This is a genomic window from Blautia sp. HCP3S3_C12 (assembly GCF_052064155.1).
Lineage (GTDB): Bacteria > Bacillota > Clostridia > Lachnospirales > Lachnospiraceae > Blautia_A.
Genome location: NZ_JBQHWC010000020.1, coordinates 14,913 through 33,367 on the forward strand (window position 1 = coordinate 14,913; position 18,455 = coordinate 33,367).

Annotated in this window: 15 protein-coding genes and 1 CRISPR repeat array; all 15 genes read left to right on the plus strand. The window is 38.1% G+C overall.

Annotated elements, in window-relative coordinates; translation table 11 throughout:
- The first annotated feature begins 46 nt into the window (after positions 1 to 46).
- The 15 genes from ACTNDS_RS13650 (at position 47) to ACTNDS_RS13720 (ending at position 18,448) form a co-directional block, all read left to right on the plus strand.
- Positions 47 to 1,171 (plus strand): ABC transporter substrate-binding protein, encoded by a 1,125-nt coding sequence (locus tag ACTNDS_RS13650; RefSeq protein ID WP_441036363.1) that lies wholly within the window; start codon positions 47 to 49, stop codon positions 1,169 to 1,171.
- Between the two features lie 14 nt (positions 1,172 to 1,185).
- On the plus strand, positions 1,186 to 2,271 hold the full coding sequence (locus ACTNDS_RS13655) for a FecCD family ABC transporter permease (protein WP_441036365.1): 1,086 nt from the start codon (positions 1,186 to 1,188) through the stop codon (positions 2,269 to 2,271).
- Positions 2,271 to 3,026 carry an ABC transporter ATP-binding protein gene (locus tag ACTNDS_RS13660; protein WP_008705921.1) on the plus strand — a complete coding sequence of 252 codons (756 nt, stop codon included), beginning with the start codon at positions 2,271 to 2,273 and terminating at the stop codon, positions 3,024 to 3,026. The genes ACTNDS_RS13655 and ACTNDS_RS13660 overlap by 1 nt, the downstream gene beginning before the upstream one ends.
- A gap of 67 nt (positions 3,027 to 3,093) precedes the next feature.
- The gene (locus tag ACTNDS_RS13665; RefSeq protein WP_441036367.1) at positions 3,094 to 3,402 is read left to right on the plus strand and encodes a CGGC domain-containing protein; all 309 of its coding nucleotides are present in this window, start codon (positions 3,094 to 3,096) and stop codon (positions 3,400 to 3,402) included.
- A 448-nt stretch (positions 3,403 to 3,850) separates the two neighbouring features.
- Entirely contained in the window at positions 3,851 to 4,792 is a 942-nt protein-coding gene (locus ACTNDS_RS13670; protein ID WP_441036369.1) for a hypothetical protein, read from the plus strand.
- Positions 4,793 to 5,130: 338 nt separating this feature from the next.
- Positions 5,131 to 5,868 carry a CRISPR-associated endoribonuclease Cas6 gene (locus ACTNDS_RS13675; protein ID WP_441036371.1) on the plus strand — a complete coding sequence of 246 codons (738 nt, stop codon included), beginning with the start codon at positions 5,131 to 5,133 and terminating at the stop codon, positions 5,866 to 5,868.
- Between the two features lie 9 nt (positions 5,869 to 5,877).
- On the plus strand, positions 5,878 to 7,242 hold the full coding sequence (gene cas8a1, locus ACTNDS_RS13680; RefSeq protein WP_118587920.1) for a type I CRISPR-associated protein Cas8a1/Csx8: 1,365 nt from the start codon (positions 5,878 to 5,880) through the stop codon (positions 7,240 to 7,242).
- Entirely contained in the window at positions 7,235 to 8,116 is an 882-nt protein-coding gene (gene cas7i, locus ACTNDS_RS13685; protein WP_441036373.1) for a type I-B CRISPR-associated protein Cas7/Cst2/DevR, read from the plus strand. The genes cas8a1 and cas7i overlap by 8 nt, the downstream gene beginning before the upstream one ends.
- 20 nt (positions 8,117 to 8,136) lie before the next feature.
- Complete coding sequence (gene cas5 / locus ACTNDS_RS13690; RefSeq protein WP_173720708.1) at positions 8,137 to 9,237, plus strand: CRISPR-associated protein Cas5; 1,101 nt, start codon at positions 8,137 to 8,139, stop codon at positions 9,235 to 9,237.
- Positions 9,238 to 9,316: 79 nt separating this feature from the next.
- A complete protein-coding gene (locus ACTNDS_RS13695; RefSeq protein ID WP_441036375.1) occupies positions 9,317 to 9,646 on the plus strand; it encodes a CRISPR-associated endonuclease Cas3'' in 330 nt (109 codons plus the stop codon).
- The gene (gene cas3, locus ACTNDS_RS13700; RefSeq protein WP_441036377.1) at positions 9,646 to 11,559 is read left to right on the plus strand and encodes a CRISPR-associated helicase Cas3'; all 1,914 of its coding nucleotides are present in this window, start codon (positions 9,646 to 9,648) and stop codon (positions 11,557 to 11,559) included. Before ACTNDS_RS13695 ends, cas3 begins: the two co-directional genes overlap by 1 nt.
- Positions 11,560 to 11,749: 190 nt before the next feature.
- A CRISPR array of direct repeats spans positions 11,750 to 12,038; the repeat unit is 30 nt; unit sequence ATTAAAGTAGAACCATATTGGAATGTAAAG.
- Between the two features lie 105 nt (positions 12,039 to 12,143).
- Positions 12,144 to 14,906: an NYN domain-containing protein gene (locus tag ACTNDS_RS13705; protein WP_441036379.1), complete on the plus strand. Its 2,763-nt coding sequence runs from the start codon at positions 12,144 to 12,146 to the stop codon at positions 14,904 to 14,906.
- Positions 14,907 to 14,921: 15 nt separating this feature from the next.
- Positions 14,922 to 15,422 carry a transcription elongation factor GreA gene (gene greA / locus ACTNDS_RS13710; RefSeq protein WP_008705914.1) on the plus strand — a complete coding sequence of 167 codons (501 nt, stop codon included), beginning with the start codon at positions 14,922 to 14,924 and terminating at the stop codon, positions 15,420 to 15,422.
- A 347-nt stretch (positions 15,423 to 15,769) separates the two neighbouring features.
- On the plus strand, positions 15,770 to 17,539 hold the full coding sequence (locus ACTNDS_RS13715; protein WP_441036382.1) for a Na/Pi cotransporter family protein: 1,770 nt from the start codon (positions 15,770 to 15,772) through the stop codon (positions 17,537 to 17,539).
- A 240-nt stretch (positions 17,540 to 17,779) separates the two neighbouring features.
- Positions 17,780 to 18,448: a response regulator transcription factor gene (locus ACTNDS_RS13720; protein ID WP_441036383.1), complete on the plus strand. Its 669-nt coding sequence runs from the start codon at positions 17,780 to 17,782 to the stop codon at positions 18,446 to 18,448.
- Positions 18,449 to 18,455 lie beyond the last annotated feature (7 nt).

The window sequence follows — 18,455 nt, forward strand, 5'->3', positions numbered from 1 at the left end:
GTTACACGAACAGGTAAATAACATATACGAAAAGAGAGGAAGTCAAATGAAAAACAGGTATTTATCCACAAGAATCATGGCAATTATGATGGCAGCAGCTATGGCAGTTTCCGCAGCTCCGGCAGCTTTTGCAGCAGAGAGAGCAGACTCTGAGACAATCAAAGAGGACAATCAGCCGGCAGCAGATGCAGACTCTGATACACAGGAAGATGCAGACGCACAGGATTCAGCAGATGCAGATAAGACAGCAGACGCAGAAGGTACAAAGACAGAATATCCTCTGACCATCACAACCTATGATTATGATGGAAATGAAATCGAAACAACCTATGAAAAGGCACCGGAGAAAGTTCTTGCTGTATATCAGGGAAGCATTGAAACCATGCTTGCACTTGGCCTGGAAGACCGTCTGGTAGCTACTGCAGGTCTTGACAATGAAGTTCCGGATGAACTTAAAGATGCATTTTCAAAAACAAATTATCTTGATGAATTTACCCCATCCCTTGAGACTGTAACGATGTTGGAGCCAGACATGATCTTATCCTGGAGCTCCCTGTTTTCTGATAAAAATCTCGGAAATGTAACAGACTGGATCGACAAAGGCTGCAACACTTATTACAACACAAACACACGTCCTGACGGAGACAGAACTCTGGAAAATGAATTTACAGACATCTTAAATCTTGGAAATATTTTTGATGTACAGGACAAAGCACAGGCAATCGTAGATGATGCAAAGGCAGTGATCGATAAAACTCTTACAGCAACAGCAGATGTAGAAGAGAAACCAAGCGTAATGGTTCTGGAACCTCTTGGAGAAGATATCACAAACTATGGTGCAAAGAGCCTTGGTGGAGATATGGTAACACAACTGGGTGCGACTCTGGCAAATCCGGATGCTTCTACAGCAGGAAAAGAAGATATCATTGCAGCAAACCCTGATGTGATTTTTGTTGTATACATGCCATATGCAGGTGATGATCCGGAAACTGTAAAAGAAAGCCAGCTTGCCGTTATCAAGGATGATGAAGCACTTCAGAGCCTTGACGCTGTAAAGAACGGTCGTGTTTATCCGATCATGCTCAGTGAAATGTACGCAAGTGCAACACGTACACAGGATGGTATTGAAACTTTCGCAAAAGGATTATATCCGGATGTGAATCTTGACTGATTGAGGAAATAACAGTGAAAGAACAGGTTTCACAGATAAAAAAAGGCAGTGTGCTCAGGACATCCATGTATGTGGCAGTTCTTATCGGGCTTGCGGCATTTTTGATTTTTTCCATTCTTGCAGCAATCACTTTTGGAAATGCAGATCTGTCACTGAAAGATGTTTACAGTGTCATTGCATATAAATTGTTTCATATCAAAAGCTTGTCCGCCTATGCAGAAGGCGCAGTTCACGATGTTGTGTGGCTGATCCGGCTGCCCAGAGTCCTGCTGGCTCTGGCAGTTGGAATGGCTCTTTCCGTCTGTGGCGTAGTTATGCAGGCGATTGTCCAGAACCCACTGGCAGATCCGTATGTACTTGGTATTTCATCCGGTGCATCCCTTGGTGCAACACTGGCGATCATGCTTGGAGTTGGCGGATTTCTCGGTGGAAACTCAGTCGGTGTTACCGCATTTATTGGTGCAATGGTCACTTCTTTTGCAGTAATTGCTATTGCAAATATGGGCGGAAAAGCCACTTCTGCCAAACTGATCCTTGCCGGAATGGCTGTCAGTGCGGTATGTTCTGCTTTTTCCAATTTTGTTATCTATATCACCAACGACAAAAATGCAGCAACAGAAGTAATGAAGTGGACGATGGGAAGCCTTGCAGGTGCAAGCTGGAGCAGAGCAGGTGTGATGCTTCCTGTTACATTGATCTGTGTGATTATTTTCTGGACGCAATATCGTAATCTGAATCTGATGCTGTTAGGAGATGATGTATCGATCACACTGGGAACTGATTTGCACAGGCTGAGAACTTTTTATCTGATCGTTGCTTCTGTAATGATTGGGTTTGCAGTATATTGTGCAGGTGTGATCGGCTTTGTAGGACTTGTGATCCCTCATGTGATCAGAATCCTGTTTGGAACAGACCACAGAAGATTACTGCCATTAAGTGCACTGCTTGGTGCATCATTCCTGATCTGGTGTGATGTGGCATGTCGTGTGATCCTGAAGAATTCTGAGATGCCGATCGGTGTGCTGGTATCTATTATCGGTGCTCCATGCTTTATTTATCTGCTTGTGCGGAAATCCTATGGATTTGGAGGTAGTAAGTAATGAAAATCACTACAGAAGATATTCAGGTTGGATTTCACGCCAGACAGATACTGAAGGGAATTTCCATAGAGTCAAAGGATAAGGAACTGGTAGGGATCATCGGACCAAACGGAAGCGGAAAATCTACATTATTAAAATGCATCTACCGTATCCTGAAGCCAGATGCAGGTGCCGTTTATCTGGACGGCGAAGAACTCCATTCCATGAGCGTAAAAAGCTCCGCCAGAAAAATGGCAGTTGTGGCACAGCACAATTACTACAACTTTGATTTTACCGTACGGGAAGTCGTGTTGATGGGACGTGCACCTCATAAGAAAGCATTGGAACGGGATAATGCAAAAGATTACCGGATTGTTGAAGAAGCACTGAAAACGGTACAGATGGATGCATTTGCGGATCGCACATTTTCTACGCTGTCAGGTGGAGAGCAACAGAGGGTTATTCTGGCAAGAGCACTTGCACAGCAGACACCTGCACTGATCCTTGATGAGCCGACTAACCATCTGGATATCACACATCAGATCATGCTGATGGAACTGGTAAAGAAACTTAACGTAACTGTAATATCAGCTATCCATGACCTGAATATTGCGGCGGCATACTGCGATAAGATTTATGTATTGAAAGATGGTGTGCTGGAAGGATATGGAACTCCACAGGAAGTACTCACTCCGGAGCTGATCAAAAGGATTTACCAGGTAGATTCGGAAGTGGTAAATGACAGCCGCGGGAAGATGCATATTTTATTTTTATAATATGAGAATTGACAGGCCAGAGTCAGAAAAAATTTTGACTCTGGCCTGCTATATATGGAGGAAAAAGATGAATAAAATAGGAATTTTGACGTGTATTCATTCTAATAATGTATGCGCCAGAGTTGGATGCCTGGCAGCATTTCAGAACAGAACCGATTTCTTTCAGGATTATCCGGAAGATACCTGTCTGGCAGCAATGATGACCTGTAACGGATGCAAAGGCGCCAACCCGACAGACCCCATAGAAGACAAAGGAATCCTGGAAAAGATAGACAGACTGGTCAGCGAAAAGATCAGTGCCATCCACGTAGGTGTCTGTCGTCTCCCGGATGGAAAGCATGAATGTCCAAGGATGACACACAGATCTGCAATATGATAGAAAAACGTGGAATCAAAGTAGTCAGAGGGACACATAAGGAATAAAAAAGTTTCCATACGTTACTGTTCACTCCGTTCACAGTAACGTAGCCAAAATTCATTCCAGATTGCCTGCGGCAATGGAATTTTGGCTTGTATGTCTCGGGATTTTGGCATATTCATGCCAAAACACCTCGCGGGACAGTGGCGTGTGAACAGTAACTTCCATACAATTTATAAAATAAAAAGAATATAAAATGCCTTGAAAATAAGAGTAAGTAATGCTAACATAAGTATAAAGCATATTTCTCTTATATTTCAAGGCATTTTTGCCGTCTGATTATTCTAATCTCAATTCAGAAATCCATGCTTTTAATTCCAGTTAATTATGAAAAGCAGGAGCTGAGAAGTGATAAGAATAGCACGATATGTTCTTTGACTCCTGCGGAAAACAGGAGGTATTGCCAATGGCAAAAAGAAAGAACAAAAAAATTACTGTGAAAAGAAACCGATTGAAAGGCAACACAGCAACTGCAAACCGTAAGTACAAAGATACAGTCTTCCGTATGCTGTTTTCAGACAGAAAGAATCTGTTGTCGCTGTATAATGCAATCAATGAAACTTCTTATACAGATGCTGCTCAATTAGAGATTGTGACACTTGAGAACGCAATCTATATGGGAATGAAGAATGATCTGGCTTTTATTATAAATACGAATCTGTTTCTGTATGAACATCAGTCTACGTATAACCCGAACATGCCTTTAAGAGATTTGTTTTACATTTCCAGTGAATATCAGAAACTGGTGGATTGGAAATCTCTGTATACATCAACAAGACTGAGAATACCCACACCGAATTTTATCGTATTCTATAACGGAACAGAGAAAAAAGAAGACCGTTGGGTAGATTATCTGTCAGAATCGTATGAGAATATGTCAGGAGAGCCAAATCTTGAATTAAAGGTCATCACATTAAATATCAATGTAGGGCATAATAAAAAACTGATGGAAGAATGCCGGACACTAAGAGAATATGCTCAGTATGTTGACAAAGTACGCAGATATTCTAATGAAATGGAACTGAATACGGCAGTAGAACGTGCAGTGAGCGAAAGCATCCAGGAGGGAATTCTCAAAGAATTTCTGCAAAAGAATCGAGCGGAGGTAGTCGCTATGAGTATATTTGAATACAATGAGGAAGAGGAAAAAAGAAAACTTCGGAAAGCTGAGTATGAAGCTGGAAAAAATGATGGGATAAAGATTGGGCGAGAAGAGGAAAAGCGTAAAATTGCAAATTCCCTTTTTAAAGAGGGAGATTCAATTGAAAAGGTAGCCAGGATTCTTTGCGAAAGTGAAGAAACTATCAGAGGATGGGTAAATGAAAAAATGGATATAAAGGTGGAGTAACAGAAAAGAGCGTGCATTTGCTATGCGCGCTCTTTTCTGTTACTCCAATGATGCCAGTTAAAGATATAGATACCTGTTTAACTTTGGCAATGAGAAATTCCAATGTGGAACAACTATTAATTCTGTAAAAATTTATAATACTTTTTACATTCCAATGTGGAACAACAGATACAATTAAAGTATATAACAAATCAGTAAACAAGTGCAAGAAATAAAAAACAAATATAAACCAAGTATTATAAAATTATACTTAATAATAAAACTATTGTATATAGATAATAAATGTAGTAATATCAAAATATAGGAAAAATGTGCAAATGGTAAGGAAGGAGTAGCAAGTGCGTATTGAATTATATTTTGAACTAGAGAAGAACATTATTCCGTCTGACAATCGGGCAATGTTTGTTTCTTTTTTGAAGAAAACATTGGAAGAATGCAATCAGGGAAAATATTATGAACACTATTTTACCGGGACTGACAGAAAAGATTATTGTTTTGTTCCATTATTTGATAAACCGCAATATGAGAAAGAAAAAATTATTCTGGCTTCTCCTCGATTGAAATTAATATTTTCAGCAAGTGATAAAAGCAAAATAGGGCAGATTTTTTATTTTGCTTTTATTGGAATGAAGCATAAAAGATTTCCTTTGCCAGATAAAAATAGTATGATACTTAAGAAAATTGTAAAAGTACAAGAAGAAGTGATTACGAGTGATAAAGTAATCTTTCGTACTGTTCCAGGTGGTGGATTGATTATTAGAGAACATTTCAGAGAGAACAATACAGACAATTATTATACGATCAATGATAAAGAGTTTGAAGAAAAAGCAGGCGATAGTTTAAAGCGACAAGCTATTTATGCGGGATTTGCTGAGAATGAGGTGCAGGAGATAAAAATAAAAACTATATCAGGAAAAAAGGTTGTAACACGCATATATAAACAATTTATAGATATATCAATCGGATTTTTCCTTATAGAAGCAAAACCTGAAATTCTGCAATATTTTTATCAGGTAGGGGTTGGTGGACACTCGTCGATGGGATATGGCTTGTTGCAGATTATTCAGCAGATATAGGAGGGCAGAATGATAAAAAAAGTAAATGATGCACTTTTTAATACGCATGTTATTCCCTCAGATTGGAGATATTCTGCTGCAATTGTAGGTCTGGAAAAATATTTATATAACCAGAATCTGGAATATGAGATTAAGGACGAGTATTTTGCATTCAATCAGGAAGATATTACTCGGGAAAGATTTCTGGAATTTGCAGAGGAGTATTATTCATTATCGTTTCCGCATAAAAGACTGGAAATTCAATTGAGAAAAGATGAATTTTCACAGGAAGAGAAAAAGCAGATTAATGAATTACTTAAAAGCAATGCGATTATGAAAAAAATATTTGGGAAAATCAAATTTGATGGAGATAATAAGGTAGAAATATTAGAATGTATAAGAAAAAACAGGTTAATATTGACACAGGAAACATTCCGAAACAAATCGGATATGTATGCTGATTTTGCCAACCCGAATTTATTGTTTGAGGAAAAACGAGATTGTTGCCGACTTTGGGGATATTATATAGATGGTGCGAGAAAATCTAAAAATCTTTCTTTTGCATTTCGAACAGAAAGCTTTGCATCTGAAGACTGCCAGCTATTTGATTTTATCCCATTTGCTTTTTGTGGAGAACGTGAATCTTTATTTATTAATGATAATTATTCTGTCAAACAACTTATAGATACAAATCAGCAGTTAATAGACAAACTTAGAGAAGAAAAGGAAAAAAAACCGGACAAATATCAAACTGCCCGAAAAATTTTATTTAAATCTATCCAAGAAAGTTCTGCTTTCATAGATTACGATGTAGAAGTGATAACTAAAAACAGAAACAGAGATTTTTTTGAAACTTTATATATTCGAAAACGTAGCATTGATATTCTGTCTGAATTGGAGGTATATGAACCTTTTTGTTTTAGTGTTCAATTAGGAAAAGAATATTATCTGGATGTTCAAAAAGAAGTCATGGATTGCATATTAAACCTAAAAGATGCAGATGAATTGATAGAATTCTTTTTAAAACGAGACTCGGAATACTTGGTTAGTTTATTGATTAAGTTAAATTTGTTGATAAAAGAAAGAGGAAAAAACATGACAAAAGGAATGACTGTTGCATATGCGTGTGCGAAAAAAGTAGCTGAAAGATTACCAGAGAATAAGAGAAAGAGTTATCGTCAGAGGTTGACAAGTTCACTTGCACTGAAAGATTATAGTGCATTTTTGGATATTCTTGCCCAATTGTCCAATTATACAGATATACAATTTGATTTTGTTTATGATTTATTTGAAAATTTTGAGGATAACAAGGAATTAGCTTATACATTTGCTAATGCGATGACAAAGAAAAGTAAAGTTCAGGATAAGCAAACGGGAGGTAAGGAGAATGAATAAGAAAGCTTTGACAATTACAATAGTAGCCAATATGACATCTAATTATTCGGAATCTCTGGGAAATATCGCCAGTGTACAAAAGGTATTTAGAAATCGAAAAGTGTATACAATTCGAAGCAGAGAGAGTCTTAAAAATGCAATTATGACTCAATCTGGTTTATATGAAGACTTGAAAACAGAGATTGATGGAGCAGTGCAGAAAAAAGTTACAGAAGAATCAAATGCATCTAATTGCAGAGCTTTAGAAGGTGGATATATGAATACAAACGGCACTACATATATCAGAAATAGTTCATTTTACGTAACAGATGCCATTTCCTGCGAAAGCTTTGTAAGTCAGCCAAGATTTCACAATAACCTTTATATGGCCACGAATTATGCAAAAGAAAATGGATTAAATGTGCAGAATCATGCAGATCAGGTAGGATTAATGCCATATCAGTACGAATATGATAAATCTTTAAAAATTTACAGTATAACAATAGATTTGGAAATGGTGGGAAAAGATGATAACTTTCAGGAGGAAGCAGAAGCAGAGGAAAAAGCTGAAAGAGTATGCATGTTGCTTAATGCAGTAGAAACGTTAAGCCTGATAGTAAAAGGAAACATGGATAATGCGGAACCTGTTTTTGCAGTAGGTGGATTGTCAGAGAGGAAAACACATTATTTTGAAAATGTAGTACATGTAAAAGAAGACAGACTGGAATTATCGGAGGATTTAATTATAAAGAAAAATCAGGGATTTCATGCGGCATTATTAAAAGGGCAGACACTGGAAAATGAAAAAGAAATAGAAGAAACTCTGAAAACAATGAATATGCCGGAATTTTTCCAGGCTTTAAAAGAAGAAGTAAGAGAATACTATGGCGTTTAACAGAAAGGAGAGATTCTGTTATGAAAGCATTTCGACTGGTTATCCGTCAGACGAGCGCAAATTACAGGAAACCAGAATGTGTGGATAATAAAATGACATATCCGCTCCCCCCTTTTTCAACAGTAATTGGAGCGTTGCATAAAGCATGTGGATACACAGAATACCATCCAATGAATGTAAGTATACAAGGACAGTATGAATCTATGCATCGTGAACCGTATACCGATTATTGTTTCTTGAATTCTTTACAAGATGACAGAGGAATTCTTGTAAAAATGAAAAATGGAGAAATGCTGTCGACTGCGTTTGACAAGGTTGCTGTAGCTAAGAAACCACAGGGAAATAGTTTTCGAAAAAATATAACAATTCAGGTATACAATGAAACATTATTGAAAGAGTATCAACAGTTAAAGGATTTAAATGATACTATTTCTGAATTCAAGAAAAATAGACTTGGGCCAGTTTTAAATCATTTGAAGAAAAGAAAAAAAGCATTAGCAGAGAAAAGAAAAAAGGCAAAAGCAGCGGGCATTCCATATGAAAGTGTACTTCAGAGAGAAAATGAGCTTAAAAAGTATGAGAAAGAAATAAAGCAGCGATATGATGAATATGTAAGAGAAAACTATACGAAACCTATTTCTTATTTTCGGACATTAACTAAGTCTATGAAATTTTATGAAGTTCTGAATAATATTCAATTGATTATTCATATACAGGCAGATGATGCGGTTTTACATGATCTGGAACAGCATTGGACTGACATAAAATCTATTGGAAGAAGTGAAGACATGGTAGATATACAGCAGGCAAAAGTTATAGATTTAGTTGAAACTGGAAATATTTCGGCGACAAGTGAGTATTCTGCTTATATAGATTCTGAAGCTCTGAAACTGGATGAAGAAACGGATGAGAGAAAGGTTTATCCATATAAAATACGAAATCGTATGAAAGCAAATGGAACCAGATATTATCTGAATAAAAATTATGAGTTAAAAGATGGAAAAAGAATTTTTGAAAAAAAATCTGTAGTATATATTTCACAATATGGTATCGATAAAATTGGAAATGGAATATACCTGGATCAGGAAGATGGGAAAAATTATATTGTTAATTTTCTTTAAAATTGAGGCAGCAAATGGGAGTTTGCTGCCTTGCTTCTATAATAAAGGAATGCATTCTGGGAAATGAAGGAGACAAAGGATGAATTTAGAAAGGTATTGGGCAAAGCCAGATAAAACGATTCAACAACATATAAATGATTTATTGACGCATTTAGAAACATTAAAAACAATGGGATATATTGACTCAGATGACTTATACGAATTGGTAAAACAGGCTTGTTATTATCATGATATTGGAAAAGTAACGGAAAGATTTCAACAGAGAGTTCTCGCAAAAGAAAAACAATATTTTGATCCAGATAGAGAAATCCCACATAATGTACTGTCAGTATATTTTGTAAATGAGGACCAGGTTCAAAAGATAAAAGGGCATGATAACGGGATTATGCACGAGTCTGCTTTGCAGTAATGTATCATCATGATTATTGTGATCCGATAAAGACTATTTTGGAGAGAGAAGATACAATTAAGGAAAATTTAGCCGAGGTTAAAAATGAAATTTTCAAATTATCCAAAAAGTTTTATACTCAATTGGCTATGGTTAAGGATATTGAAGATACTCGAGCAGTAAAAATTAAAGGGTATTTACATAAATGTGATTATAGTGCCAGTGGAAATTATATGATTGAGTATCCTCATGATTTTCTGGAACAGGGATTGGAAAATTGTATGAGAAAGTGGCAAAGAAAAAATCCCAATGTGGAATGGAATTCACTACAACGATTTTGTATGGAAAAACAAAATCAGAATATTATTGCCATAGCTCAAACAGGAATGGGAAAAACGGAGGGCGGTTTATGGTGGATTGGAAATCATAAAGGATATTTTGTGTTACCGTTACGAACTGCGATTAATGCAATCTATGACAGAGTGTGCGAAGATATACTGGAAAATGAAAATTTGTCTGAGAAAGTCAGTCTTCTTCATTCTGAATCGTTGGAGTATTATGTCAAAAAGAATGTGGGAACAGATGAAGAAATATTTCAGTATGAGCAAAGGGGAAAAGCATTTTCTATTCCATTAAGTATTTCAACAATGGATCAGCTATTTAATTTTGTATTTAAATATCAGGGATATGAATTGAAATTGACAACCTTGTCTTACTCAAGAATTGTAATTGATGAAATTCAAATGTATAGCCCTGATTTGTTGGCCTATCTAATATATGGACTGGAACATATTGCAAAGATGGGTGGAAAAATAGCGATTATGACAGCAACATTATCTCCATTTGTAAAAGAGTTATTAGAAAAATATGTTGGATTTTCAAAGGACAATCAAAAAGTATTTATTAATGATTCCATTCGCCATAATGTAGAAGTCAGGGATAGAAAAATTAATGCAAAAGATATTCTGGATCTATATGAAGAAAATGAAAGAAAAGGCATCAGTAATAAAATACTGGTAGTTTGTAATAAAATTGCTACGGCACAAAAACTTATGGAAGAAGTGAAGGCAGAAGTAGCAGGTAAAAATATATCAGTTACTGTAAATATTTTTCATAGTCGTTTCATAAAAAAAGACAGAACTAAACTTGAAGAAGAAATTATAAAATTTGGAAAGACTTATGACAAAAATGGGAATCTGGATAAACAATCGGGAATTTGGATTGCGACATCAATTGTAGAGGCAAGCCTTGATATTGATTTTGATTATTTATTTACAGAGCTTCTTGATTTAAATTCTTTGTTTCAGAGATTTGGAAGATGCAATAGAAAAGGCGCAAAAAATGTGACCATGTACAATTGTTATGTATATACGCAATTGGATGAGGGCGATTTCATATTGGGGAATAAAGGATTTATTGATAAAACAATATTTGAGTTGTCAAATAAATCAATCCATGATATTAATGGAAAACTATCTGAAAGTAAGAAACAAGAGTTGATTAACAGATACTTAACAACGGAAAATATTTCTCAAAGTCATTTTATAAAGAAATTTAGGGAAAAGTATCGTTTCATAGATTCTATTAGTATATATTCTTTTAAGAAAAATGAAAATAAATTGAGAAATATTTTAAGTGAGACGATCATTCCTGAAACAGTATATGAAAAATATAAAGAAGAAATAGATACTATATCTCAGAAATTAAATTCAGAAAGATTAACTGCAATTGAAAGAAAATGTTTAAGAAGTAATATTTTGCAGTATTCGCTTGAAATTCCATATTATCACTGGAACTCTTATGAAAAGGCTATGAAAAAAGGATGTATGCATCAATATCAATCAATTAATCTGAGTCCAGGCGAAAAAATTAAAGTTATGCAATGTCGATATGATGAAATGGGATATTATAGAATTGTAGATGATGTAGATTAATAATGAAAAGTTCTGTCGATGTTCGATAAAATAAAAATGCGAAGAGGTCGACAATGGTATGTAAATAAAGGGAATGAGTGGTTTTTTGATGAAAAACATGATAAAATGAATGGGAAAATAGAACAGATATAGTGAAGTCGGCAAAAATGAGCAAATAAGCATAAAAAATATGCGGAACTGACAGCTATAGATTAAAGTAGAACCATATTGGAATGTAAAGTAATTGTCAAGGTATTGGGTTAGCGGCTATACTCTATTAAAGTAGAACCATATTGGAATGTAAAGCAGGCAAACAATGTAGATATCAGTACGCCACTTGGATTAAAGTAGAACCATATTGGAATGTAAAGTAACTATATGTACGAGCAAGTTTCTTGGCACAATCATTAAAGTAGAACCATATTGGAATGTAAAGAACCGACAAAGCAACACCGGCGGAGACACAGGAAATTAAAGTAGAACCATATTGGAATTATATAGATTCTTATGTTAAAATAGTTCTTTAATTGATACAAACGATTAATTTTATTTAAGCCAATACTTATATATCAATTCATAAAGAAAAAGGAGCTTTTAAATATACTATGGAGAAACTTGTTGTAGGTATCCTTGCGCACGTAGATGCCGGTAAGACTACGTTGTCGGAAGGGATTTTGTATTTGACTGGAAAGATTCGTAAGCTGGGGCGGGTGGATCATAAGGATGCTTATCTGGACACCTATAACCTGGAGCGGGAGCGCGGAATCACGATTTTTTCCAAACAGGCAGAGTTTGAACTGGGGAACAGGGGGATAACTCTTTTGGATACGCCGGGACATGTGGATTTCTCGGCAGAGATGGAGAGGACACTGCAGGTTCTGGATTATGCCATCCTTGTAATCAATGGAGCGGATGGTGTGCAGGGACATACCATGACCTTATGGAGACTTCTGGCAAGATACCAGATCCCGACGTTCCTGTTTATCAATAAAATGGATCAGGACGGAACTGATAAAGAGAAACTTTTGGCAGAATTAAAGAAGCGATTAAGTGATAATTGCGTTGATTTCACCTGGGAAAACACAAGTGGAATGGAAAATAGTATTGACGAAACAGCGGAGAAAGCAGAAGATGAAATATCAGCTCTGCATTCTCAGTTTCTGGAAGATGTTTCTGTCTGCGATGAGGAACTGCTTGAAAAATACCTGGAAACAGAGAAAATATCAACATCAGATATCCAAAAAGTAATCAAAGAGCGAAAACTTTTCCCATGTTTCTTTGGCTCTGCGCTGAAAATGACAGGTGTAGAAGAATTCCTCCATGGTTTGGAAAAATACTGCGAGACACCGACATATCCGTCTAAGTTCGGGGCAAAAGTATTCAAGATTGCCAGAGATGATCAGGGCAATCGTTTAAGCTATATGAAAATCACCGGAGGAACATTGAAGGTAAAGGAACTTCTTACAGATACAGAGAAAGCGGATCAGATCCGTATTTATTCCGGTGCGAAATTTGAGCTTGCAAAGGAAGCTCCTGCAGGAACTATCTGTGCAGTGACCGGCCTTTCCCAGACACATCCGGGACAGGGATTTGGGATTGAACGGGAATCTGAGATGCCGGTTCTGGAACCTGTATTAAATTACAGAATTCTGCTTCCCGAGGACTGTGATGTTCACCAGATGCTGAAGAAACTCAAAGAGCTGGAAGAGGAGGAACCGGAGCTTCACATTGTATGGAACGAGCAGCTTGGAGAAATCCATGCCATGCTGATGGGTGAGGTTCAGATCGAGATATTAAAGCATCTGATCTGGGAGCGTTTCCATGTAGCAGTAGAGTTTGGCACAGGAAATATTGTATATAAAGAAACGATTGCAGAGCCGATAGAAGGGATAGGTCATTTTGAGCCACTGCGTCATTATGCAGAAGTACATCTGCTTCTGGAACCGGGAGAGCCGGGAAGTGGACTGCAGTTTTTTACTGCATGCAGTGAGGACGTGCTGGATCGTAACTGGCAGCGACTGATCCTGACTCATCTGGAAGAACGGGAGCATCCGGGAGTACTGACCGGTTCTCCCATCACAGATATGCAGATCACACTGATCACAGGACGTGCCCATCTGAAACACACAGAGGGCGGCGATTTCCGGCAGGCGACGTACAGGGCTGTGCGGCAGGGATTAAAGAAAGCAAAGAGTGTCCTGCTTGAGCCATATTATGAGTTCAGACTTGAGATTCCGGGAGATATGATCGGGCGTGCTATGACTGATATTCAGAAAATGAATGGAACCTTCCAGCAGCCGGAAGCGGATGAGGATGATATGATGGTATTGAAGGGGAGTGCGCCTGTATCAATGATGCGAGATTATCAGACACAGGTAACCTCCTATACAAAGGGACGGGGCAGATTATTCTGTTCATTGAAGGGCTATGCCCCATGTCAGAATCAGGATGAAATTGTAGAGGAGATTGGATATGATTCCGAACGTGACCTGGACAATCCCACGGGTTCTGTATTTTGTGCTCATGGAGCTGGATTTGTGGTGCCATGGTATGAAGTAGAGGATTATATGCACTTAGAAGGGGTTGACGAGTCTGAGCTGAGTGATACCATATCGGATAGTGAAGAAAGTACAGCAGGAAACAGGAATGGAAGGAATCAGGGAGACTCAGGTTATTGCCCGCCAAAGAATGCCGGCGTAGGAAGCTATGAGGATGAGGAAGAACTGAAAGCTATTTTTGAGAGAACTTTCGGACCGGTCAAGCGTTACAAAGAACCACAGTTTAAGAGAACATTTTCTGCAAAATCTGACAGCGGCAGCTATTACCGCAACAGTTCTTCTGCTAAGAAGAAAGAAAAAGAATATCTCCTTGTAGATGGCTATAACATCATCTATGCCTGGGAAGATTTAAAAGAGCTGGCAGATGCAAACCTCCATGCAGCTCAGACAAAACTGATGGATATTCTGAGCAACTATCAGGGCTTTAAGAAATGTACGTTAATTCTTGTATTTGACGCTTACAAGATAGAGGGCCATGCAGAGGAAGTGATCACCTATCATAACATCCACGTAGTCTACACAAAAGAAGCTGAGACAGCAGATCAGTATATCGAGAAAACGGTCCATAAGATCGGCCGTGAAAACCAGGTAACGGTAGCTACCTCCGATGGACTGGAGCAGATTATCATCATGGGACAGGGTGCCCACCGTATGTCTGCCAGAGGTCTTCGGGACGAAATAAAAGCTACAGAAAATCAGATCCGCCAGCAATGGCATGAGAAACGTCAGAGCAGTAAAAATTATCTGATCGACAATATTTCTGATGAAATGGCACAATATATGAAAGAGAAAAGACTTGGAAAACAGTAAAAGGGAGATGCAGTCATGAAAGAAAAGCTTACACAGAAGGATGTTGAGAAAATCCAGCAGGAGATTGACCACCGCAAGCTGGTTGTACGAAAAGAGGCAATCGAAGCTGTAAAAGAAGCAAGAGCCCAGGGGGATCTGAGTGAGAACTTTGAGTATTATGCGGCAAAGAAGCACAAAAACCAGAATGAAAGCCGCATCCGCTACCTTGAGAATATGCTGAAAACAGCAACCATTGTTTCTGATGATTCCAAAGACGATGAAGTTGGAATGGATGATATTGTAGAGGTATATTTCGAGGAAGACGATGAGATTGAGAAATATAAGCTGGTAACTTCCATAAGAGGAAACTCCATGGAAAACCGCATCAGCATTGAATCTCCCATTGGTATGGCTCTGAAAGGTCACAAGGTTGGAGACAGAGTGGAAGTAAAGGTAAATGATAACTACAGTTACTTCCTGGAAATCCGTTCTATTGATAAGACTGGTTCCGAGGATGAAGAGATCCGCGGATTCTGATAATAATACTGTCGAAATACAGGATCCGGATTGATAAAAGAACTATTGTAAGAGATGAACACCGGTTAGTGTCATATCTCCTGCAATGGTTCTTTTTATTTTTATATCAAAAATACGGATGGATTTATGGGAACCTTACACAGAATGAATAGGATGACTGGAAATTTTACATGGATTTAACATTCTCATAGGGATGATTTTACAAAGCATGGTTATGATGAGAAGCAAGTCAGGGATATGTATCGCAAAAAAACATATATATATATGCCTGCACATGTCTGAGACTGCCATCAGATGGCAGAAAGTAAATAACCATATACTTATGAAAAGGGAAAAGGAGAATAATCATGGATTTATTCAGTATATTAACATTGATCGGAGGCCTTGCATTATTTTTGTATGGTATGAATGCAATGGGAGATGGCCTTGCGAAGGTTTCCGGCGGAAAGCTGGAGAAGATTCTTGAAAATCTTACTTCAAATCCCATAAAAGCAGTGCTTTTGGGAGCAGGAGTAACAGCAGTGATCCAGTCATCTTCAGCTACGACTGTTATGGTAGTAGGTTTTGTAAATTCAGGGATCATGAAATTATCACAGGCAGTAGGAGTGATCATGGGTGCCAATATTGGTACTACGATCACCTCCTGGATCTTAAGCCTGACAGGAATACAGAGTGATAATTTTATCATTCAGATGTTTAAACCAACATCATTTTCCCCTGTGCTTGCGATCATTGGTGTGATTTTTATTTTGTTTATCAATGATTCAAAGAAGAAAGATATCGGAAGTATTTTTATTGGTTTTGCAATCCTGATGTACGGTATGGATATGATGAGTTCTGCTGTAAAACCCCTTGCAGAAGTGCCGGAATTTACAAACCTGTTACTTAAATTTTCAAATCCGTTGTTAGGTGTTATAGCAGGTGCCCTTCTTACTGCAGTGATCCAGTCATCTTCTGCATCCGTAGGTATTCTGCAGGCCCTGTGTCTTACAGGTGCAGTACCGTTCAGTGCAGCAATCCCGATCATTATGGGACAGAACATCGGAACCTGTATTACTGCAATCCTTTCTGCAATCGGAGCCAAGAAGAATGCAAAACGTGCAGCAGCAGTACATCTGTATTTCAACCTGATCGGTACGGTTATCTTTATGACTGTATTCTATCTTATAAATGCAGTTGTTGGATTTTCTTTCTTCCATCAGGTAGCAACACCGGCAGGAATTGCTGTTATCCACAGTGTATTTAATGTTACTGCAACGATCATTCTCCTTCCTTTTGCAAAGGGACTGGAGAAACTTGCCTGTCTTACAATCCGGGACAAAAAAGAGGACGTTGTTGTTTCAGCAGAGGACAGAGAGTTTATGATCCTGGAGCCTCGTTTTCTGGAGAAACCGGCATTTGCAGTAGAGCAGAGCCGCAATGCAGCCAGAAAAATGGCAGAAGAATCCCACAATGCACTGTTTACAGCACTGGATCTGGTGGATAAGTACAGTGAAGAAGGTGTAGATTGTGTAAAAAATATGGAAGCCAAGGTTGACCGTTATGAGGATGAACTTGGAACTTATCTGGTGAAATTGAGCCACAAAGATATCTCAGAAGCAGACAGTCACAGCCTTTCCATTATGCTTCACTGTATTGGGGATTTTGAACGTATTTCCGACCATGCGGTAAATATTATGGAATCAGCACAGGAGCTTTATGAAAAAGGACTGAAGTTTTCCGTAAATGCAAAGAAGGACCTGGAGGTGCTTGGACAGGCAGTGGAAGATATTATCAATATGGCATACAAAGTTTTTGATACACAGGATACGCAGCTTGCAGAGAAGATCGAACCGCTGGAAGAAGTAATAGATGAGCTTTCCAAAGAAGTGAAACGTCGTCATGTACAGAGACTGCGAAACGGCGAATGTACCATTGAGATGGGATTTATCCTTTCGGACATCACCACCTGTCTGGAACGTGTGGCAGATCACTGCTCCAATATCGGTGTCTGTGTAACACAGGTTAGTGAAGATCTGTATGATACGCACAGCCATCTGAATACAGTGAAAACCCATCCAGACGAAGCCTTCTATCACGAGCTGGAGGATGCACGGATTAAATATCAGTTGTCATAATCATATGGAAGTTATCTGAATGGTGGATAGAAACTGGTATAAAAAATAACAGAAAAAGAAAAGTCCGGGCACCCTGGAATATACTCTGGGAGATGCACCGGATTTTTCATGTTACTGACCTACTCACAGCAATGGATTTTCTTGACTGGGGTAATGGAATTTGGGGAGGATACAGGTTACAGACTTGTGTAAATATGAAAAAATAAGTATACTGAAAAATAAAGAGGAGGGCAAGAAAAGATGATCTATTGTGTGGAAGATGAACGTAATATCAGAGAGCTTCTTATTTATACACTGGAAACAACAGGATTCAAAGCCAAGGGGTTTGGGAATGGTGCTGAGCTGATGAAAGCACTTAAGGAAGAGATACCGCAGCTGATCCTTCTGGATATCATGCTTCCGGGAGATGATGGTTATACAATCCTGGCACAGCTGAAAAGTATGTCGTCGGTGAAAGATGTTCCGGTGATCATGGTAACGGCCAAGGAAGCGGAATTTGATAAAGTAAAAGGACTGGAAGGCGGAGCAGATGATTATATTACCAAGCCTTTTGGAATGATGGAATTTATTGCCAGAGTAAAAGCTGTACTCAGGCGAAGTGCCCGTCAGAATGAGGACAGGGAACTTCATTATGGGGAACTTTATCTGAATGTAGGGCGCCATGAAGTGCGATATCAGGAAGAAAAGATTGAACTCACCAGAAAGGAATTTGAACTTCTTCAGTATCTGATGGAAAATAAAAGTCTGGTCATGACCAGAAACCAGATTCTCTGCCATGTGTGGGGATATGATTTTGATGGTGAAACAAGAACTGTGGATGTTCATGTGAGAACTTTACGACAGAAGCTGGGTGAAGCCGGAGATTTGATCGAGACAGTCCGTGGAGTGGGTTACAGGATTGGAGAATAGGGGAAGA